Annotated in this window: 20 protein-coding genes; 12 read left to right on the top strand and 8 right to left on the bottom strand. The window is 64.9% G+C overall.

Features of this window, described 5'->3' with window-relative positions; all coding sequences use genetic code 11:
- Window positions 1-4: 4 nt before the first annotated feature.
- A complete protein-coding gene (locus tag CEY09_RS19705; RefSeq protein WP_088589965.1) occupies window positions 5-835 on the bottom strand; it encodes a phosphoenolpyruvate hydrolase family protein in 831 nt (276 codons plus the stop codon).
- 11 nt (window positions 836-846) lie between these two features.
- A complete protein-coding gene (locus CEY09_RS19700; RefSeq protein ID WP_088589964.1) occupies window positions 847-2,058 on the bottom strand; it encodes a Tm-1-like ATP-binding domain-containing protein in 1,212 nt (403 codons plus the stop codon).
- A gap of 159 nt (window positions 2,059-2,217) precedes the next feature.
- On the opposite strand from CEY09_RS19700, the gene CEY09_RS19695 reads away from it, so the two are divergent.
- The 5 genes from CEY09_RS19695 (at window position 2,218) to CEY09_RS19675 (ending at window position 6,630) form a co-directional block, all read left to right on the top strand.
- Window positions 2,218-2,865, top strand: coding sequence for a TetR/AcrR family transcriptional regulator (locus tag CEY09_RS19695; protein WP_088590119.1), 648 nt, complete (start codon window positions 2,218-2,220; stop codon window positions 2,863-2,865).
- Window positions 2,866-2,985: 120 nt separating this feature from the next.
- Window positions 2,986-4,641, top strand: coding sequence for a CehA/McbA family metallohydrolase domain-containing protein (locus tag CEY09_RS19690; RefSeq protein ID WP_088589963.1), 1,656 nt, complete (start codon window positions 2,986-2,988; stop codon window positions 4,639-4,641).
- 230 nt (window positions 4,642-4,871) lie between these two features.
- Window positions 4,872-5,351 (top strand): carboxymuconolactone decarboxylase family protein, encoded by a 480-nt coding sequence (locus CEY09_RS19685; protein WP_006225397.1) that lies wholly within the window; start codon window positions 4,872-4,874, stop codon window positions 5,349-5,351.
- A gap of 9 nt (window positions 5,352-5,360) precedes the next feature.
- The gene (locus CEY09_RS19680; protein WP_088589962.1) at window positions 5,361-6,116 is read left to right on the top strand and encodes an SDR family oxidoreductase; all 756 of its coding nucleotides are present in this window, start codon (window positions 5,361-5,363) and stop codon (window positions 6,114-6,116) included.
- 19 nt (window positions 6,117-6,135) lie between these two features.
- The gene (locus CEY09_RS19675; protein WP_006225395.1) at window positions 6,136-6,630 is read left to right on the top strand and encodes an Ohr family peroxiredoxin; all 495 of its coding nucleotides are present in this window, start codon (window positions 6,136-6,138) and stop codon (window positions 6,628-6,630) included.
- Window positions 6,631-6,634: 4 nt separating this feature from the next.
- Here the strand turns inward: CEY09_RS19675 and CEY09_RS19670 are convergent, their stop codons facing one another.
- The 4 genes from CEY09_RS19670 to CEY09_RS19655 all read right to left on the bottom strand — a co-directional run bounded on the left by CEY09_RS19670 (window position 6,635) and on the right by CEY09_RS19655 (window position 10,315).
- Complete coding sequence (locus CEY09_RS19670; RefSeq protein WP_088589961.1) at window positions 6,635-7,639, bottom strand: LysR family transcriptional regulator; 1,005 nt, start codon at window positions 7,637-7,639, stop codon at window positions 6,635-6,637.
- Window positions 7,640-7,766: 127 nt separating this feature from the next.
- The gene (locus tag CEY09_RS19665) at window positions 7,767-8,186 is read right to left on the bottom strand and encodes a cupin domain-containing protein (RefSeq protein WP_175216759.1); all 420 of its coding nucleotides are present in this window, start codon (window positions 8,184-8,186) and stop codon (window positions 7,767-7,769) included.
- 122 nt (window positions 8,187-8,308) lie between these two features.
- Complete coding sequence (locus CEY09_RS19660) at window positions 8,309-9,187, bottom strand: RNA polymerase sigma-70 factor (RefSeq protein WP_088589959.1); 879 nt, start codon at window positions 9,185-9,187, stop codon at window positions 8,309-8,311.
- A 126-nt stretch (window positions 9,188-9,313) separates the two neighbouring features.
- Window positions 9,314-10,315 carry a bestrophin family protein gene (locus tag CEY09_RS19655; RefSeq protein ID WP_088590118.1) on the bottom strand — a complete coding sequence of 334 codons (1,002 nt, stop codon included), beginning with the start codon at window positions 10,313-10,315 and terminating at the stop codon, window positions 9,314-9,316.
- 378 nt (window positions 10,316-10,693) lie between these two features.
- Here CEY09_RS19655 and CEY09_RS19650 point away from each other — a divergent pair, with 378 nt between their 5' ends.
- Both CEY09_RS19650 and CEY09_RS19645 read left to right on the top strand, forming a co-directional pair.
- Window positions 10,694-11,521, top strand: a complete 828-nt coding sequence (locus CEY09_RS19650; RefSeq protein WP_006225389.1) for an alpha/beta fold hydrolase — start codon at window positions 10,694-10,696, stop codon at window positions 11,519-11,521.
- An 86-nt stretch (window positions 11,522-11,607) separates the two neighbouring features.
- On the top strand, window positions 11,608-12,525 hold the full coding sequence (locus CEY09_RS19645; RefSeq protein ID WP_088589958.1) for an MBL fold metallo-hydrolase: 918 nt from the start codon (window positions 11,608-11,610) through the stop codon (window positions 12,523-12,525).
- Between the two features lie 14 nt (window positions 12,526-12,539).
- On the opposite strand, the gene CEY09_RS19640 is transcribed toward CEY09_RS19645, so the two are convergent.
- Window positions 12,540-13,184, bottom strand: a complete 645-nt coding sequence (locus CEY09_RS19640; RefSeq protein ID WP_088589957.1) for a hypothetical protein — start codon at window positions 13,182-13,184, stop codon at window positions 12,540-12,542.
- Between the two features lie 248 nt (window positions 13,185-13,432).
- Here CEY09_RS19640 and CEY09_RS19635 point away from each other — a divergent pair, with 248 nt between their 5' ends.
- Both CEY09_RS19635 and CEY09_RS19630 read left to right on the top strand, forming a co-directional pair.
- Window positions 13,433-14,623: an NAD(P)/FAD-dependent oxidoreductase gene (locus CEY09_RS19635; protein ID WP_088589956.1), complete on the top strand. Its 1,191-nt coding sequence runs from the start codon at window positions 13,433-13,435 to the stop codon at window positions 14,621-14,623.
- A gap of 2 nt (window positions 14,624-14,625) precedes the next feature.
- The gene (locus CEY09_RS19630; protein WP_234818351.1) at window positions 14,626-14,997 is read left to right on the top strand and encodes a DUF1641 domain-containing protein; all 372 of its coding nucleotides are present in this window, start codon (window positions 14,626-14,628) and stop codon (window positions 14,995-14,997) included.
- 64 nt (window positions 14,998-15,061) lie between these two features.
- On the opposite strand, the gene clpB is transcribed toward CEY09_RS19630, so the two are convergent.
- Window positions 15,062-17,668, bottom strand: coding sequence for an ATP-dependent chaperone ClpB (gene clpB, locus CEY09_RS19625; protein WP_088589954.1), 2,607 nt, complete (start codon window positions 17,666-17,668; stop codon window positions 15,062-15,064).
- 137 nt (window positions 17,669-17,805) lie between these two features.
- Between clpB and CEY09_RS19620 the strand changes: the two genes are divergently transcribed.
- The 3 genes from CEY09_RS19620 (at window position 17,806) to CEY09_RS19610 (ending at window position 20,291) form a co-directional block, all read left to right on the top strand.
- Entirely contained in the window at window positions 17,806-18,243 is a 438-nt protein-coding gene (locus CEY09_RS19620; RefSeq protein ID WP_088589953.1) for a gamma-glutamylcyclotransferase family protein, read from the top strand.
- A 99-nt stretch (window positions 18,244-18,342) separates the two neighbouring features.
- Entirely contained in the window at window positions 18,343-19,071 is a 729-nt protein-coding gene (locus CEY09_RS19615; RefSeq protein ID WP_006225382.1) for a helix-turn-helix domain-containing protein, read from the top strand.
- 14 nt (window positions 19,072-19,085) lie between these two features.
- Window positions 19,086-20,291, top strand: coding sequence for a hypothetical protein (locus CEY09_RS19610; protein WP_088589952.1), 1,206 nt, complete (start codon window positions 19,086-19,088; stop codon window positions 20,289-20,291).
- Window positions 20,292-20,393 lie beyond the last annotated feature (102 nt).

Below are 20,393 nucleotides of genomic sequence, written 5' to 3'. Positions count from 1 at the left end.
CCTCTTAGAAAGTCAGGTTTTTGAACTCACGCGTGGCAGCGGTCAGCGCTTGTTCGGTGGGCAGGCGCTCCATGGAACTCGCGCCGTAGAAACCATGGCAATGCTTGCAGGCGCGCAGCACGTGCGCGGCGTCCTCGGGCGTGGCGATGGGGCCGCCATGGCAGAGCACGATGATATCCGGACTCACCGCCAGCGCGGCGGCGGCAATGCGGTCAATGGCGGCCACGCACCCGTCCAGCGTCTGCGAGGTCTCGGCGCCGATGGAGCCGCCCGTCGTCAGGCCCATGTGCGCGACGATGATGTCTGCGCCGGCCTTGGCCATCGCAACCGCGTCGTCTTCATTGAAGACGTAGGGCGTGGTCAGCATGCCCTTCTTGTGCGCCAGGCGGATCATGTCCACTTCCAGCGCATAACCCATGCCCGTCTCTTCCAGGTTGGCGCGGAAGGTGCCGTCGATCAGGCCGACGGTGGGGAAGTTCTGCACGCCGGAAAAGCCCTGGCGCTTCAGGTCGTCCAGGAACACGTCGAAGTCGCAGAAGGGGTCGGTGCCGTTCACGCCGGCCAACACCGGGGTTTTCTTCACCACGGGCAGCACTTCGCGGCCCATGTCGACGACGATCTCGTTGGCGTTGCCATAAGCCAGCAGCCCGGCCAGCGAGCCCCGGCCCGCCATGCGGTAACGGCCCGAGTTATAGATCACGATCAGGTCGATGCCGCCCGCCTCTTCGCACTTGGCCGACAGGCCCGTGCCCGCGCCGCCGCCCACGATGGGCGTGCGTGCGCGCACCATGGCGCGAAACTTGTCCAGCAGGTCGTTACGGTCGAAACGGGGCATGACGGCAATCCTTAATGGGTAGCGATTTCAAGAAAATGGTCGACCGCCGTCTTGGCGAACAGCGGGTCGTTGATGTGGCAGGGCACGCGCACTAGCCGGCGCTGCGGCGTCTGCACCAGCTTGGCCTCCAGCGCGGCGAACAGGGCCGCGTCAGCCTCAGGGTCCCAGAACGCCTGACCCGGCGCGTCCAGCGCGGACACGCCGCCTTCGGGGATCAGGAAGCGGACCGGCCCATCGCACTGGTTCAGCTTGGCAGCGATCCATTCGCCTTGGGCGGTGTTTTCCTCGACCGTGGTGCGCATCAGCGTCACCTGCGGATTGTGCGGATAGAACTTGCGGCCCTGATAGCGTTCGGGAATGGTATCCATCCCGCCGAAGTTCACCATGTCCAGCGCGCCGCAAGAGCCGACGTAGGGCGCGCGGGTGCGGGCCACGGCGCCGAAACGGTCTTCGGTGCAGGCCAGGACGCCGCCGAACAGGAAATCGCAGACTTCGGTGGTGGTCAGGTCCAGCACGCCGCCCAGCAAATGGCTGTCCAGCAGCTTTTCCATCGACTGCCCGCCCGTGCCCGTGGCGTGGAACACCAGGCAGTCGTAGCGGGATTCCAGCAACGGCGTCACCTGCTGCACGCAGGCGGTGGTCACGCCGAACATCGTGATGCCCACGGCGGGCCGCCCATCGTCTTCGATGGCGACGCCCGCCTGGCGGAATGCGCCCGCGATCGCGCCGGCGGCATTGGCCAGCACGCGACGGGAAATGCGATTCAGCCCCGCCACGTCGGTCACCGAATACATCATGGCGATATCGGACGGGCCGACGTAAGGCGCGACGTTGCCCGAGGCCATCGTCGACACCATCAGCTTGGGCGTGCCGATGGGCAGCGCGCGCATGGCCGGCGTGATCAACGCGGTGCCGCCGGAACCGCCCAGGCCCAGCAAGGCGCCGATGGCGTCGTTGCCGGCCGCATAGCGTTCAAAGGCCAGCGCCATGGCGGCAATTGCCGTGCCGCGGTCGCCGGTGAACACGGCCTGCGCGCCGCCGGGATGGCTGCGGGCCACTTCCTGCGCCTGCACCTGGGCGGCGCTGGCGGCGCCGGTGGTGGACACGTCCACCGACACCACGTCCAGGCCTTCGCGCTTGAGCAGATCCACCACGTACTCGGCTTCGTGGCCCTTGGTGTCGTAGGTGGCGGCGACAAAGACCCGCCGGTTCGAATGCGTCATGGCTCCTCCGCGGGCGGCTACACTCGGTGCGCGCCTCGATATGTGAGGCCGCAAGGCCTGTAGAATCAAGAAATGAGACGAAAGAATCATACTGAGACACCTGTCTCACGTCAAACCTCCCTCGCCACCCCAGCCGCCCCGGCGGCGGGCACCGCACGCCTGATCGCGCCCGCCAGCCCACAGGCGGCAGCCAGCGGGGAACCCCCGCATGGGCCCCGCGCCCGCATGCGCAAGACGCTGCTGGACGCGGCGCAGCAGTTGATGGCCCAGGGCATCACCCCGTCCGTCGCCGAGCTAGCCGAACATGCCCGGGTCTCGCGCGCGACCGCGTACCGCTACTTCCCCAGCCAAAGCGCGCTGATCGCCGCCGTCGTGGACGAAAGCCTGGGCCCCATCCTGGCCTGGAACTCCGCGGCGCCGGACGCCGCCACGCGCGTGGACGAACTGCTGCGCTTCGCCTTTCCGCGGCTGGAAGCGCACGAGGCGCCCTTGCGCGCCGCCATCATGGTGTCGCTGCAGCAGCACGCCGAAGCCAGCGCCGGCAAGGCGGGCAACGAACCGCGCCTGGTGCGCGGCCATCGGGTCGACATCCTGAAGCGCGCCATCGCCCCGCTGGCGGCCGACTTGACGCCGGCGCAGCAAGACCGCGTCGCGCAGGCGCTGTCGCTGGTCTACGGGTCCGAGGTGTTCCTGGTGTTGAAGGACATCTGGCACCTGGAATTGCCTGAAATCACGGACGTCGTGCGCTGGACGGCGCAGGCCATCATCAGGCAGGCCGTGGCCGAGGCCAAGCCCACCAAGCCGTAATCCTGGGCGGGCGCGGCTGCCCCGCCCATCTGGCTGTCATTCCCTCGTCACCCGCCGCGGGCATAGTTCCGCCCTTTCGCGGCCATGCCTTCGCAGGCCGCCAGACGTTGGAGTGAGTCCATGCAGTTCGAAGTATCCCGCTTGCGGCGGGCCGTCATGCCGTTGTCGCTGGTTTGCGTCACCCTGTTGAGCGCCTGCGGCGGCAGCGACGACGACGATGATGAAGTCGTCACGCCCACCCCGCCGGTGGTGACGGAGCCCACGCCGGTCGATCCCAAGCCGGTTGAGACCGGCGCCTGGACCGCAGGCGACCTGCACGTGCACACCTACCAATCGGACGACGCGCAAGTCAACCTGGAAAGCGCGCTGGACCAGGCCTTCGACCGCTACAAGCTGGACTGGGCCGCAATCTCGAACCATTTGCGCCTGTCGGGCCGCGACCATACCGGTACGGCGCTTGCTGGTGGACCGGTGCCGTTTTCCACCGGCATGGCGCAGTACGAAGTGCCGTTCATCAAAACGGCGCAAGCCGCCGGTCGCTATGCCGGCAAGATCATCTTTTCGTCGTTCGAATGGGACATGCCGACGCATGACCACGTGAACATCGGCATCGGCGTGAACGACCCGATGTCGGCCAAGTCGCTGCAGGCGGTGGCCGAATTCGAATACCTGTTCACCAACCGTGACCCCGCCCTTTTCGACCCGCTGCTGGTGTCGCGCCTGGCAGGCCAGGCGCGTGCATTCACCACCCACGCCGATTCGCTCGCCGCGCTGAAATGGCTGCGCGACAAGCACCCCGACAGCTACATGCTGCTGAACCATCCGTCGCGTTACGCCGGCAAGTACACCGTGGCGCAACTGCGCGAGATGAACGATCTGGCGCCGGACGTCTTCTTCGCCATCGAAGGCATGGTGGGCAACCAGATGGAACCGGACCGCGGCGGCTACGCCACGGCCTATACCAACGCCTTCCTGCCCAACCGCACCTATGGCGGCGTGGACTATCTGGTGGCGCACCTTGGCGGCACTTGGGACGCGTTGCTGGGCGAAGGCCGCCGCATCTGGACCGTGGCGGATTCCGACTTCCACTTCCGCACGGCTTCGGGCCTCTACAGTTCGGGCTATGCGCCCGGCGAGTACGCCAAGACGCACGTCTGGAAGGACGGCAAGGACATGGCCTCGGTGGTTGCGGGCTTGAAGAGCGGCCGCATGTTTGGCGTATTCGGCGACCTGATCGACGCGCTGGACTTCCAGGCCAAGGGCGCAGGCGGCGCCGTGCACATGGGCGGCGAGTTGAAGGCGGCCAAGGGCGAGCGCGTGGAAGTCACCATCCGCTTTCGCAGCCCGGACAGCAACCACTACGAATACCCGATCGAAAGCGGCAACCCCACCTATGTCAAACCCACCGTCAACCACGTGGACCTGATTATGGGCGAGGTCGGTACGCGCGCTGCCGCCGGCACGCCGGGCTACGACGCCGACACCAACCCGACGACCCGCGTGCTGGCCCGCTTCACGCGCGCCGACTGGACGGTGGATGCCGAGGGCTACAACGTCATCAAGACCACGGTGACGGCCGACAAGAGCCAGTACCTGCGCTTGCGCGGCACCAACCTGGGCGTGGACGTGGCCGGCGAAACCGCCGCGGGCGAACCGCTGCCCGACGCCAAGGTGGACCTGGCCGACAACGTGGCGCGCTTCAATGCCATCAACGCGCGCAACTACAACGACCTGTGGTTCTATTCGAACCCGGTGTTCGTGACTGTCGCGCAGTAAAAAGAAGTGCCCTGCCGCCCACGCGCGATAACGGTCGCGCGTGGGCGGCAGCCTCCCCGGGCTACGCGGCGGTGCGTCCCCGGATGATTGTTGCTATTGAGGCAACATCATGGTCCCTTGGCCGGGCCTACTGCCGATTTCCTTGCGGACCTACGATTTGGGCGTTGTTCAAACACACGCCACACCCGCCCAACAGGGCCGGGACACGCAAATCCACCCAGGGAGTCACCATGAGTCAACGTCTAAACGCTTTCGCGCTATCGCCCGAACTGTTCAAGAAATTCGTCGAATTCGGCATGCTCTTGAAGTCCGGGACGATCGAGCAGTCCATCCTGGATCTGATCGAGATCCGCGCCTCGCAGATCAACGGCTGCGGCTTCTGCCTGGACATGCATGTGAAGCAGGCCAAGATCCACGGTGAACGCGAGCTGCGCCTGCACCATGTTGCGATCTGGCGCGAATCCACCGAGTTCTCGCCGCGCGAGCGCGCCTGCCTGGCCTGGACCGAGGCGCTGACCACCCTGGGCGCGCATGGTGTGCCCGATGACATCTATGAGCGCGTCCGGACCCAATTGTCCGAAAAGGAAATCTCGGACCTGAGCTTCGCCGTCATGGCGATCAATGGGTGGAATCGCCTGAACGTGGGATTCCAGACCGTGCCTGGCTCGGCCGACAAGGCGTATGGCCTGGACAAAGCCCAATTCAACTAAGGACGCATCATGAAAATCCTGGTAATCGGCGGGACGGGCCTGATCGGCTCCAAACTCGTCAAGCTGCTCACTGAGCGCGGCCACGAGGCCATCGCCGCGTCGCCGGCCACCGGCGTCAATACGATCACTGGCGAAGGCCTGGATGAAGCGCTCGCTGGCGTGCACACCGTGGTGGACGTCGCCAACTCGCCCTCGTTCGAAGACAAGGCGGTGCTGGAGTTCTTCCAGGTTTCAGGCCGCAACCTGCTGGCCGCCGAAGCCCGGGCTGGCGTGCGCCACCACGTCGCGCTGTCGGTCGTCGGTACGCACCGCCTGGCTGAAAGCGGATACTTCCGCGGCAAGATCGCCCAGGAAGCGCTGATTGTCAAAGGCGGCATCCTCTACACCATCGTCCACAGCACGCAGTTCTTCGAGTTTCTGGGCGGCATCGTGCAATCGGGCACTCAGGGCGACGAGGTGCTGCTGTCCCCCGCCTTCGTCCAGCCGATCGCGTCGGACGATGTAGCCCAGGCCATGGCCGATGCCACCCTGGCGGCGCCGGTGAACGGCATCGTCGAAATCGCCGGTCCCGACCGGGTTCGCCTGGCTGAACTGGCACAGCGCTACATGGATCGAATCGGCGATAAACGCACCGTGCGGGCCGACATAGGCGCACGCTATTTCGGTGCGCTGCTCAACGACGAAACACTGGTGCCGGGAGCGGGTCCGTGGCTGGGCAAGATCGACTTCGACACCTGGTTCAGCCGTTCGGGCGTACGAAAGTAGCGGCAACCACGAGGACCTTATGCGCAAACTGCGGCCTCCTCCCCAAAGTCTCCTGGACAAGTACCGGGGCGCGGATTTCCATCCCCTGTACACCACCAGTGTGACGGTGCGCGGCGGAGAGGCCGCACACGGCCGCGCCTCCGGCATCGCCATTTCGGATGACGGCGAGCTGCTGGTGGAACTGCGCTTGCCGCCCGAAATGGGCGGCACGGGCGGGGGCACCAATCCCGAGCAGTTGTTCGCCGCCGGCTACGCGGCGTGCTTTCACGGCGCGCTGAGCATGCTGGCCGAGCGGGCGGGCCTGGCCATTCCGGATGCTTCCGTGACGGCCACCGTTTCGTTCGGCCGCGATCCCGTCGATGGGCTGTATACGCTGACCGCGAACATCAACATCCATCTGCCTGGCGTGGCCCGCGCCGTCGCCGAGGAACTGGTGCGCAACACGGAACGGCTGTGCCCGTATTCCAAGATGGCCCAGGACGGAATCAACAGCGTCGTCGCCTTGACGCAATAGCGTCTTACGCCTGGTTCGGCAACAGGCTTTCCAATATCTGCAGGTCCCGCGCACGGATACCTTCGGTCATGTAGTCGATGAAAACGCGCACGCGCGCTGGCAGGTGTTCCCGGCTAAGGAAGCACAGGTAATGCCCGCGGTCGTCCGGCGCGTATTGCGGCAAGCAGGCAACCAAAGTGCCCGCCCTCAAGTGGTCACAGACCTGGTAGCCCGCCATTTGCGCGATGCCGTGGCCGTCCAGCACCGATTGCAGTACCAGATCGGCATCGTTGAACGTCAGCATGGCGGGCGGCGCCACCTTGCGCAACTGGCCGCCTACCTTGAACTCCCATTCGTAGACCCGCCCCGACGCGAACAGGAAGTTCACGCATTGATGGTCAGGGATTTCTTCGACGCTGCCCGGCAGGCCATGCCTGGCCGCATAGGCGGGCGACGCGCACAGCATCATCTGCATGGGAATCACCTTCTTGGCGATCACGCGGCTGTCTTCCATGCGGCCGTTGCGAAACGACACGTCGACGCGATCCGTGGTGAAGTCGGTGGGCCCGTCGTCAAGCAACAACTCGACCGAAATGTTCGGATTGGCCTGGCGGAACCCGTGCAGCAGCGGCGCGACGACTTTGCGGCCGAAACCCACCGTGGAACACACGCGCAGTTGCCCCGATGGCGGCCCCTCGCGCAGGTCCCGCATGTCGTCCAGGGCCCGGATGATCCGATCCACGCCCGGATGGCACTCTTCATAGAAGCGCTGGCCCTCGGCGGTCAACGAGGTGCTGCGCGTGGTACGTACGAACAGCCGGATGCCCAGTTGGTCCTCCAGCTTTTGCACACTGCGACTGACGGCCGACCGGCCGATGCCCAGCCGGTCGCCGGCCTTGGCGAAGTTGCCTTCCACCGCGACGGCGATGAACGCCATGACGCCGGCATAGCTGGTGGCGAAACTGTCGGCCAGGGAGTCCGGGCCAGTGGCCGGGGAAGCAGCCGGGGAAGCGGAGGGAGATGTCGGCATGATGGCGGCGTCGCAAGTAGGTTGATCCTACCGTTAAGACGGCGCAGCGGGTCATTTTGTGACATCGCCCGACAAAATAAGGGATCGCCCGGGAGGAAACCCCGCATTCCCCGCAATGGTTCGTCCCTTATTTCACGGGGGTCAACACAGGTGCCCCCTGCTTCTTGATCAGAACGACCAGGAACTTGGCGGGCTGCGTCTGACTGGCGTTGCGACCCACGGTGTGGACGTCGTGGGGGCCTTCGTAGAAGGTCTGCCCGGGGGTGAGCGTCACTTCCTTTCCGCCCTTGACCTGCATGACGATGCTGCCTTCAAGCACATAGACGAAGCTATAGGCGTCATGGCGGTGGACCGGATCGGCCGCGCCGGGCGGGTAGTCGACGACGATCATCAGCGCGTCCTTGCCCGGGATGTCCGGCAGGTCCTTGCTCATCAGCTCCGTGACGATGGCGTCGGCCGGCGCCGCACCGGAGGCGGCGTGGGCAAACGGGCTAAACAGCGCGCCCGCGGCGATAAGCGGCAACGCGAACTTCGTGATCTTTGACATGGCCAATCCTTGGCAGCGTGAAGGAAAGCCCATCGTAGGAGCACCAGCGTTGCTGCGGTAGGTCCGCGCAGGGGATCACCATGTTGCCCCACAGGCACCAACGCCCGCGCAGGACGCCGGTATCAGTCTTGCGCCAGCGCGGCCGAAATGCGCGCGAGCTTGTCCGGATTGCGCTGCACCAAGACCCGCGTCAGACGCTCGCCATCCGTTTCGTAGGCCTGCACCGATTCAAGGTGGCCATCGATGAAGCGCAACAGGGTCCATTGGCCGTTCACCTGAACGACTTCAGCGCGTAGGCCATCGCGGTAGCGGCGTTTGCCGGCGTAGAACAGCTGCGCCAGGCGTTTGCCGCCCACCAGGCTGGCAAAGCTCGAGACCTTGCCGCCGCCGTCGCCGATAAGTTCGGCGTCGTCGCTCAGCAGCGCATGCAGGCCATGGAAATCGCTGCGCTGCATCGCGTCGGCAAAAGCAAGCAACAGGCGTTGCAAGGTCGCACGCGGCACGGTCTGGCGGGGAGTGCCCTGGCTCAACTGCTGCTTGGCGCGGCGCACAAGCTGTCGGACCGCGGCCTGCGTCTTGTCCAGCGTCTGCGCGATGTCTTCATAGTCGGCGTCAAAGACCTCCCGCATCAGGAAAGCCGCACGGGCGTCCGGCGACAAGCGCTCCAGCATGTACAGAAAAGCCACCGACACGTCGTCGGCTTGCTCATGGATCTGTTCCGGCGTGGCTGGCGCGGCCATCAGCATCGGCTCGGGCAGCCAGACCCCCACGTAATTCTCGCGTTCGGCCTTGGCCGCGCGCAGGCGGTCGATGGACAAGCGGGTGGTGGCGGTGACCAGCCAGGCTTCGGCGTTCTGCACCGCGGCGCGGTCTGTGCCGTCCCAGCGTAGCCATGCTTCCTGCACGACGTCTTCCGCCTCGGCCACCGCACCCAGCATACGGTAGGCGATCGCGTACAGGCGAGGACGGTGACGCTCGAAGAGGAGCACGGAGTCGGTCATAGGGAGGGGGTCAACGCCAAGCAAGGCGACGCGGGAGGAAAAGTATTTTGCCGCAGCCGCCCTGCGGCGACAAGCGCGATGCGCCGGCGCCGCGCAATGGGATCCTGCCGCACGGGACCCCGTGGACTACAGCACGATCACGTTGGCGGCCAGCCCCGGCAGGTCGGCGCTACCGTGCATCTGCTTCAAGTCCCGCTCGACCATCGTGCTCAGCCGGCTGATGGGCACATCGTTGGCACTGCCTTCGAAGGGGTTTTCCGTGCTCTCGCCCACCTGCTCAAGCGAGGTGTAGATCCACGAGATGATCACGCTGAAAGGCACCGCCAGCCATACCATCTGGCCATGCATGAATCCGCCGACGCTTTGTCCGATCTGATCGAACTGGGCCGCCAGGCCGAACGGCAACGCCACGCAGAACGAACGCACGAACAAGGTATTGATGATGGCGTACTGGCGCGGGTATGGGAAATTCTTGATGCGCTCGGCCTGCCCCTGTAGATCCAGCAGTTCCCTGATGCGGCTGTTGAGTTCGGCATACTCCGATGCGGTGATGGCGCCCTCGTCCAGCAGGCCCCTGACCGCGCGGCCCTGCATGGCAAGCAGCTGCGCCGCCTTGCCGTCGGCCGGCATCAACGCCGCGATCTCCGGTGTCGGCAGATACCGCGACAGTGCGGACTCCAGCGATTCGACACGTTCCGGGATCACGTACCGTCTCTGGTATTCCGCGTTGGGCCGGCTTCCCGCGCTTTCCCAGACGCGGGCCTCGCGCAATTGATAGCGCAGCGCCGTCAACCAGGCCAGATGCCGGTTCACCAGGCCCGCGATCTGGCCCGGATCGCTCACGTAGGTATGGCTGATCACCCCCCAGTAGCGGCTGGCGCTGACGATGCTCATCCAGATCTTCTGCGCTTCGACCGTGCGCGCGTAGGTCTGCACATTCTTGAAGCCGACCACGAAGGTGGTGGCCGTACCCAGCAGCGATACCACCGACAGCGGCAGCGTCAGCCATTTCAGGCCGGCGACCAGGTACAGCAGCACGGGCGCGAGGCTTAGCGCCAACAGGCCATAGAGGCTCCTGCGCGTCCAGATCACGAATTCGCTCAAGCGATAGGATTTTCCCAGATGCATGGTGTCGGCCTTGCGCCATCTGGCGCCCAATCAACGCGCGGTGAGCCGCGCCTTCGAACGTCGCGCGTCTTGCGACCCTCGGGATAAATGCTAGAGGGATCGCTTGCGGGGCGGTAGGGCCGCGACACGACGCATGGTGTTGCCTGGACGACACCAATCCGCTGCTGCATTCCCGATGCCCGTGCCTGTGCCCATTCTCGCAAGCCCGCACGCGGCGCACCGCTGCGCCGCGCGGCGAATTGGTGCGCGCCGCACAACAGCGTGCTTCCCGGCGAGGACCTACCGCGCACCAGGGGCGCAGACCTACGATGCCTTCACTTTCCACGCAGCAAGCGCAGCAGCCCCGCAATACCTCCCCACCCCAACCGGAGCACGCCCATGACCCGCAATACCTTCACCACTCAGGACGGCACGCAGATCTACTTCAAGGACTGGGGCGACGGCCCGGTCGTCACCTTCTCGCACGGCTGGCCGCTCAACGCGGATGCCTGGGACGGGCAAATGCACTTCCTGGCGCGCAATGGCTTTCGGGTCATCGCGCACGATCGCCGCGGCCACGGCCGCTCGGCGCAGCCCTCGTCCGGCAACGACATGAATGGCTATGCCGATGACCTGGCGCAGTTGATCGAAACGCTTGATCTGAAAGACATCACGATGGTCGGCCACTCTACCGGCGGCGGCGAAGTGGTGCGCTACATCGGCCGCCACGGTACCCGCCGCGTGGCCCGGGCCGTGCTCATCGGCGCCGTGCCGCCCGTGATGCTCAAGTCTGCCGCCAACCCCGAAGGGCTGCCGCTTGAGGTCTTCGACGGCATCCGCGACGGCGTGGCGGGCGACCGCTCGCAGTTCTACAAGGCGCTGGCCATCCCGTTCTACGGCGCTAACCGAGACGGCGCCACGGTCTCGCAAGGGCTGCTGGACCAGTTCTGGTTGTGGAGCATGCAAAGCGGCCAGAAGAACGCCTACGAATGCGTCAAGGCCTTCTCGGAAACCGACTTCACGGAAGACCTGAAAAAGATCGACGTGCCGACGCTGTTCATGCACGGCGAAGACGATCAGATCGTGCCGGTACACGATTCGGCGAAGAAGGCGGCGCGGCTGGTCAAGCACGCCAAGGAGATCTATTACCCCGGCGCACCGCACGGCCTCACCGCCACGATGCAAGACCGCGTCAACGCCGACCTGCTCGCCTTTCTTCGCGCCTGATGCCCCTGGCGTCGCACGGCAATTTGCCGCCAGTCGCCTGGCACATCCACGCCGGTTAGTCCGGCCCTCATTCTGGAGATTTCGCTATGCTATCCACAGACAACACCTTGCATGACAGCAACGTCAAACCCATCGACCTCGTTCCGTCCCGGTACGCGGTGCAGGTGGGCGAGATCGACGCGCTGGTGGTCAGCGACGGCGTGCTGCCGTTGCCCACCTCGACGATGGCCACCAATGCCGACCCCGCTGACCTGGCGGATTGGCTGAGCCACATGTTCATGCCGCCGGATGCCTTCGACTGGCCGCTTAACGTGATGGTGGCCCGCAGCGCGGGCCAGACGATCCTTATCGATGCGGGGCTGGGCGGGCAGTTCCCGGGCTTTCCGCGTGCCGGCCAATTCCCGCAGCGCCTGGAGTCCGCCGGCATCGCCCTGGAGTCCGTCACGGACGTGATCATCACCCACATGCACATGGATCACGTGGGCGGTTTGCTCGTCGCCGGCGTGAAGGAACGCTTGCGTCCGGACGTGCGCATCCATGTATCGGCAACCGAAGTCGCATTCTGGACGTCGCCCGATTTCACGCACACCGTCATGCCCAAGCCGGTGCCCGACGTGCTCCGTTCAACCGCCACGGCCTTCTACAACGAATATCGCGACCGGCTTGTGATCTTCGAAGACTCGCATGAAGTCGCGCCGGGCGTGATCGTGCGCCTAACCGGCGGCCATACCCCGGGGCACAGCGTGGTCGACCTGGTGTCCGGCGGCGAGCGCCTGACCTTTGCCGGTGACGCCATGTTCCCGGTGGGATTTGACCATCCCGACTGGCACAACGGCTTCGAGCATGATCCCGAAGAATCGGCCCGCGTCCGCATCAGCCTCTTTCAAGAGTTGGCCGAGAACGGCGGGCTGCTGGTGGCGGCCCATTTGCCGTTCCCGTCGGTCGGCCGGGTCGCCGTCAACGGCGACGCCTTTCGCTGGGTCCCGGTCATCTGGGATTACTGACCGGGCGCCCCCGTTCAGCGGCAGCGCTCTGTCGGCAAGCCGTAGCCAATGGTGATGGCGTTGACCGGAACGTCCTTGAAGGCGGCCTCGGCAACATCGTCGAACCGGGTCTCGCAGTTGAACTTCGTGTTGATCACGTAGTCATTGCCCGCGGCCTTTTTCATGTGCGCTTCCCACTGGTCGGCGGCATCCGCCGCCTTGCCGCCGGCCAACACCATTTCCATCAGGACCTCCAAGCCGCCCGCCGCGCGCGGTGCGACCCACAGCGCATAGGCCGACGGATCCACGGCATTGCCGCATTCCGTCAGGCAACTTGCCGTGTAGCGCTGGCCCCGGCCGAACGCGCCGGGCGTGATGGGCTGGCCAGCCTTGGGCGCATATTCGCCGATAAAGCTTTGCAGGTCGGCTTCGCAGCCATTGGCCAATTCCATGCGCAGCGCCGACACCTTGCCCCCACCTATCGTGGCGGTGATCGGGCAGTTCTGGACGACGAACAGATGGTCATTTCCGTTGGATTCTCGCGGAACGCCGGCAACCGATTCGAAATAGCGCTGATTCGTGCCCAGCATGTTGCCGTTGAAGACTTCCGTCACCGTCGCGGCCTGCGAAGCGCCTGCGCCGACCATCAGGATACCCAGGGTCAAAGCCTTGAATTTCATACGAAATGACATTCCATCGTTATGGGTCGTGCAAAAAAGGAGAGTGGCCACGAACAGCCTGACGCGGATTGTAATCCGACACCAATAATCGGAAGCGCTTGTACGCCCCCCTGACAAGCAGCGCTTCCAACGCGGAAGGCGCCATCAAATATAAGAAATAGTTATTTAATTGACCTTCGTACCCACCGTTGGTACATATAGACGCGCAACTGCACTTGGTTCCTGACTATTCTCACTGGAGGATTTTTATGAGCAAGCGAATTGTTGTCGTAGGCGGTGGGGTGGGCGGCACCATGCTGGCCAACCAGCTGGTCTCCAAGCTTTATCCCGAGGTGTCGCGGGGCGAGGTCAGCGTCACGTTGTTGTCGGACTCCCCTGACCATTACTACAAGCCCGCCTTCATGTATGTGGCCTTCAATCTCTTCTTCCAGGAAGAGTTGAAGCGCCCGGAGCGCTCCCTGCTGCGCCCCGAGATCCATTTCCACGTCGATAAAGTCACGCGGTTTGAATTCAACAGCCAGGAATTGTTGACGCAACAAGGCAAGCGCTACGGCTATGACTACCTGGTCATCGCCACGGGCTGCATCCCCGCGCCCGAACGCATAGAAGGCCTGAAAGAAGCCGGCGATCATTTCTATCAGTACGCGCCGGCTCGCCAGTTGGCCAGCCGGCTGTCCAAAATGGAAAAAGGCCGGATCTTCGTCAGCGTCACCTTCCCGAAGACGCCGAACGTACCCCACCAATGCGGCATCGCGCCCATTGAAACCACCCTCATGCTGGACGATTATTTGCGCCGTCGCGGGGTACGCGACAAAGTCGAGATCGTCTACACCTATCCCACCACGTCGCAACTCTTGCGCAACTGCCTGTTCCTGCAACAGCCCACTTGCGAGGTGTTGCCCGCCATCTTCGAGCAGCGTGGCATCAAATTTCAGCGCGGCTTCACGCTGGCGCGCGTGGACCCGGAGGCACGCGTCGCGTATTCCGCGGAAGGCGGCGAGCAGCCGTTCGACATCCTGATGGCGACGCCGCCGATACGCGCTGTCGACGCCGTGCTGGAGTCGGGCGTGTCCCAGGCAGAGGACAACGAGGGCTGGCTGCCGACAGACCACGAAACCATGCAGGTCTACGGGTTGCAGAATGTCTACGTCATCGGCGATACGGTGGACCTGCCGGTCAGCAAAGCCGGTGGCTCGTGCCACAACCAGGCCCCCGTCATCGCCAACAACATCGCGGGCGAAATCCGCCTGGGCCACCCTTGCAGCGCCTACGAAGGCCGTGTGCAGGCCGTTGCCCAGATGGGCCTGAACGCGGGCATGCCCTTGTGGTACGACTACACCCATGACGTGCAGCCCACGCCCCCTACCAAACTGGGCGGGCTGCTTCGGCATGGATTCAACCGGGGGCTGTACTGGGCGGTCGCAAGGGGAATGCTATGAACATGAATAGCCATGATGAAACGCTGCAGGCGCTGGCCGGCAAGCTGCGTCCGCTTGTCGACAGCCAACGGCTGGACAACATCGTCGACCTGATCTCGCTGACGTCCGACCTGGTGGACCTGCTGGACCAGCCCATGGTGGAGAAGCTTGGACTGCTGTCCGAACAAGCGGCGGGCGCCGCATGGACGGCCGCCAACAGCGTGCGCGCCGCCCATGCGCAAACGCTGGCGGAAGCGCATCCCCCCAGTCTGCTGGGTTTGCTGGCGCTACTGCGTGACGAGGATACGCGGCGCGGGGTGGCGCTGGTGCTGCGCTCGCTGCAAAGCGTGGGGCGGCAGATGGGCGCGCAGCGGGCCGATTACGCCAACCCCTGACGCAGGGCACGACCGACGAAAAAAAGCCCGGCATTGCTGCCGGGCTTTTTTATGCTGCCACCGCTTACTGCAAGGTTCGGGTGAAGACGAATTCGCCATCCCGCCAATCCACCGGCACCACGTCGCGCGGGCCGAACTTGCCTTCCAGGATCAGGCGGGCCACCGGGTTCTCGATCTGCTGCTGGATCGCACGCTTCAAGGGGCGTGCGCCGAACACCGGATCGAAGCCGGAGCGGGCCAGTTCCGCCAAGGCGGATTCGGTGACTTCCAGCCGCATTTCCTGCTTCTCCAGCCGTGCGCCAAGGCGGCGCAGCTGGATGCGGGCAATGGACTCGATGTGCTGCGCTTCCAGACCATGGAACACGACCACTTCGTCGATGCGGTTCAGGAATTCAGGCCGCAGGGTCTGCTTGAGCTCGCCCCACACCACTTCCTTGACCACGTCGTACGGCTGGCCGGCCAGGCTCTGGATGTGATGCGAGCCCAGGTTGGACGTCATCACGATCACCGTGTTGCGGAAGTCCACCGTACGGCCCTGGCCATCGGTCAGACGGCCGTCGTCCAGCACCTGCAGCAGCACGTTGAAGACATCCGGATGCGCCTTTTCCACTTCGTCCAGCAAGATCACGCTGTACGGCTTGCGGCGCACGGCCTCGGTCAGGTAGCCGCCCTCTTCGTAGCCCACGTATCCGGGCGGCGCGCCGATCAGCCGCGCCACCGAATGCTTCTCCATGAATTCGCTCATGTCGATGCGGATCAGATGCTCTTCGGAGTCGAACATGAATTCGGCCAACGCACGCGTCAACTCGGTCTTGCCCACGCCGGTCGGGCCCAGGAACAGGAACGAACCGTAAGGCCGCGCCGGGTCCGCCAGGCCCGCACGTGAACGCCGGATGGCGTCGGAGACCAGGCGCACGGCCTCGTCCTGACCCACCACGCGCTTGTGCAGGAACTCCTCCATGTGCAGGAGCTTCTCGCGTTCGCCCTGCATCATCTTCGACACGGGGATGCCCGTGGCACGCGACACGACTTCGGCGATTTCCTCGGCGCCGACACGGGTGCGCAACAGACGCGGGCGGGATTCGTCGCCCTCGGCGTTTTCAGCAGCCTGCGCAGCCCCCACCTCGGCGGCCTTCAGGCGCGATTCCAGGTCGGGCAGCTTGCCGTATTGCAGCTCGGCCAATTTGTCGAACTGGCCCTTGCGTTGCAATTCGGCCATTTCGGCGCGCACGCTGTCGATCTCTTCCTTGATGGCCTGCGTGCCTTGCACCGCCGCCTTTTCGGCCTTCCAGATTTCCTCGAAGTCGTTGTATTCGCGTTGCAGCTTTTCCAGTTCGTCTTCAATGACGCCCAGGCGGCGCTTGGACGCGTCGTCGGTTTCCTTCTTGACGGCTTCGCGCTCGATCTTCAACTGGATGATGCGGCGATCCAGCTTGTCCATCACCTCCGGCTTGGAGTCGATTTCCATGCGGATGCGCGCACCGGCTTCGTCGATCAGGTCGATGGCCTTGTCGGGCAGGAAGCGGTCGGTGATGTAGCGGTGCGACAGTTCCGCCGCGGCCACGATGGCCGGGTCGGTGATCTCGACGCCGTGGTGGATCTCATAGCGTTCCTGCAAGCCGCGCAGGATGGCGATGGTGGATTCCACATCGGGCTCGTCGACCAGCACCTTCTGGAAGCGCCGCTCCAGCGCCGCGTCCTTTTCGATGTACTTGCGGTATTCGTCCAGCGTGGTCGCGCCGATGCAATGCAGTTCGCCGCGCGCAAGCGCCGGCTTGAGCATGTTGCCCGCGTCCATCGCGCCTTCGGCCTTGCCCGCGCCGACCATGGTGTGCAGCTCGTCGATGAAGACGATGTTGCTGCCATCGTCCTGACCCAGCTCTTTCAGCACGGCCTTCAGGCGTTCTTCGAATTCGCCGCGGAACTTGGCGCCGGCCAGCAATGCGGCCAGGTCGAGCGACAGCACGCGCTTGCCGCGCAGGCTCTCGGGCACTTCGTCGTTGACGATGCGCTGCGCCAGGCCTTCGACGATGGCGGTCTTGCCCACGCCGGGTTCGCCGATCAGCACCGGATTGTTCTTGGTGCGGCGCTGCAGGATCTGGATGGTGCGGCGGATTTCGTCGTCGCGGCCGATCACCGGATCAAGCTTGCCCTGGCGGGCGCGCTCGGTCAGGTCCAAGGTGTACTTGGACAGGGCTTCGCGGTTGGATTCACCTTCCGCGCCCGAGACGTTTTCACCTCCGCGCACGGCATCCACCGCGGCTTCGAGGGCTTTTTTCTGCAGGCCCGCTTCCCGCAGGATGCGGCCGGCCTCGCCCTTGTCATCGGCCAGCGCCAGCAGGAACAGTTCGCTGGCGATGTAGGTGTCGCCGCGGCGGGCGGCTTCCTTGTCGGTACGGGTCAGCACCGCGTTGAGATCGCGGCCGACCTGCACGTTGTCGTCGCCCTGCACCTGCGGCAGCGCCTTCATCGCGCTTTCCAGCGCGGGTTGCAGGCGGTTGACCGCCACACCGGCGCGCGCCAGCAGGCTGCCTGCGCCGCTGTCCGGATCGGACAGCAAGGCGGACAACACGTGGACGGGCTCGATGTAGGGATGATCGTTACGGGCGGCCAGACTTTGGGCGTCGGCCAAGGCTTGCTGGAACTTGGTAGTCAGTTTGTCGAATCGCATAATGGTCGTTTGGCTTGTTGGGGAGCCTGACCGATACGTGCCGGCTGGCTCGATATCCTGAATATGCGGACAGATGAGAGAATTTCAACACCATCCGGCCACTTGTTTTGCTACGACGTGCAGCAACAATCCGACCTATGAGCATATACGTTTTTGTCTACGGCACCCTACGCGCCGGCGAAATCAATGATCTTGCGCAAGCGGTCGCCAAACGGGGCCTGCCCGCCGCCCGGCTGGTGGGTGCGGCGTCCGTGCCCGGCATTCTGGTCGACTTCGGCAACTGGCCTGGTCTGATCCCCGTAGCAGATGGCCGCCGCGTGCGCGGCGAGGTCTACCTGGTGGAGCCCGCCCTGATCGCGCTGATGGACGAAATCGAGGAATACGTGCCCGGGCAGCCCTGCTGTTTTGTGCGCCGCGAAATCATCGCGCGCCTGGAATCGGCGGAACGGGGTAACACCGAAATCCGCTGCCAGTATTACCCCATCGACCCGGCGTTGCGGGGCGCCGCGACCGATATCGCCGGCGAGGACTGGATCGCCCACCGGCACGGCCGGACGACCGGCGGCACCTCGTAAGACGGCCGTAGTAACAACAGACTACAATAGCTGTTGTCTTCACGCTTTACACCCGTTTCGCCCTCCCCGGCGCGCAACGGGCACTATAGAGGTCATCGTATGCAAAAACGGGTTCCCGTTGCCCCTGATGGCGCCCACTGTTCCACCTGCATGTTGGGACACGTGTGCGTGCCCGTGGGAATGGCCGCCGCCGAAGTGGAAAAACTGGATGAACTGGTGAAAGAGCGTGTGCGCCTGGAAAAGGGCAAGACGCTGTATTCGCTGGATCACCCGCTTGATGCCGTCTACAGCGTGCGCTTTGGCAGCATCAAGACCCAGTTGGAAGACGCGACCGGCCAGATCCAGGTCACCGGCTTTCACCTGCCCGGCGAGATCGTCGGCATGGACGGCATGCTGGAAGGCAAGCACGTGTCGGCCGCCGTCGCGCTGGAAGATTCCGAAGTCTGCGTCATCCGCTTGAGCGACGTGGACCGCGTGGCCGCGCACCTGCCGTCGCTGCAGCAGCAGTTCCGGCGCCTGATGAGCCGCGAAATCACGCGTTCGCACCAGATGCTGGCGTCGCTGGGCGCCATGCGTTCCGAACAGCGCCTGGCGGCTTTCCTGCTGAACCTGTCGCAGCGTTATGCCTCGCTGGGCTATTCGTCGACCGAGTTCGTGCTGCGCATGAGCCGCGAAGAAATCGGCAACTATCTTGGCCTGACGCTGGAAACGGTCAGCCGGCTGTTCTCGCGTTTCGCGCGCGAAGGCCTGATCAAGATCAACCAGCGCGAAGTCCGCATCCTGGATCTGCCTGCGCTCAAGCAGTTGCTGGGCCTAGAGACCTGCTGACGCTACGCCGCGCCATGCGCCGCGCCCCCGCCCCTTCCGCGTCCCGACCCCTGCCGCACGCGCCCGCGCGCCGGCGATTCGGGCGCCGACTGGGCGTCGCGCTGGCCCTGGCCGCGACGCTTGTCCCCTGGGCCCTGCGCGCGCAGACGCCGCTGCCGGACCCCTACGATTACGACGAAACCGTTCCCGCGCCCAAGCGCGCCACGCCGTTGCGTTGGCAGACGGTGGAACTGGGCAAGCCAGGGCATCGATACAAGATGCCGGTCTATGCTAACCGCGACCTGGCCCGCGACGACCTGCGCGATATCAAGCAGGTCCTGATCGTCATCCACGGCGTGAAGCGCGACGCCGACCGTTACTACGACACTGCCGCTGGCCTGCTGGCCCGCAACCCCGACCGGGCGCGCGACACGCTGGTGCTGGCGCCGCGTTTTCCCGGGTCCATCGATTCGGGTTTTGGCGGCATGGCCGCATGGCGCAAGGCCAGCTGGGAAGACGGCGAAGAAAGCATCCAGGCCGCCGGGCGGCCGGCCCCCGTCACCTCGTTCCAGGTGCTGGACGACCTGCTGCGCAGCCTGGACGACCGCAAGCGCCTGCCCACCCTGGCCAACATCGTGCTGGCCGGGCACTCCGCTGGCGCGCAGCTGGTGCAGCGCTACGCCGTGCTGAACAACACCGACGGCCCGCTGCGCCGCGACGGGCTGGCGCTGCGCTACGTGATCGCGAACCCCTCGTCCTACCTGTACCTGACCAACGAGCGCCCGCGCGCCGACGGCAAAGGTTATGCGCCGTACGAACGCGGTATCTGCCCCACCTACAACCAGTACAAGTACGGCACGGACAAGCTGCCGCCGTACGCGCGCGAAACCGACGACACACGGCTGTTCGTCCGTTATGCCGCCCGCGACGTGATCTATCTGCTGGGCGGGGCCGACAACAACCCCGAGCACCGCCTGCTGGACAAGACCTGCGGCGCCGAGGCGCAGGGCGCCACGCGCCTGGCCCGCGGCACCGCTTACGTGCAGTACGAATACCTGCTGGCCGCTCGCGGCGCGAAGCCGGTGCCGCTGCACCGCACCACCTTCGAGGTCGGCGGCGTGGGGCACGACAACAAGGGCATGTTCGGCTCCGTCTGCGGCGCGCAGGCCTTGTTGGGCAGTGGCGCCCAGGCCGGCGACCGGGCCGCGGCCTGCGACATCATCAAGCCGCGCGGCAAGTAACGCCGCAGCCGCTTGCAGGGCGCTGGCGCATCGCCAACCCTGACAAAAACCTGAATGAAAACTGTTCGCCATTACGTGCATTTCAGCGTGGGCAGGCGCAAG

The organism is Achromobacter marplatensis, assembly GCF_002209535.1.
Classification (GTDB): domain Bacteria; phylum Pseudomonadota; class Gammaproteobacteria; order Burkholderiales; family Burkholderiaceae_B; genus Achromobacter; species Achromobacter marplatensis.
Note: the sequence above shows the minus strand (reverse complement) of the source record. Positions and strands in the feature narration are given on the sequence as shown.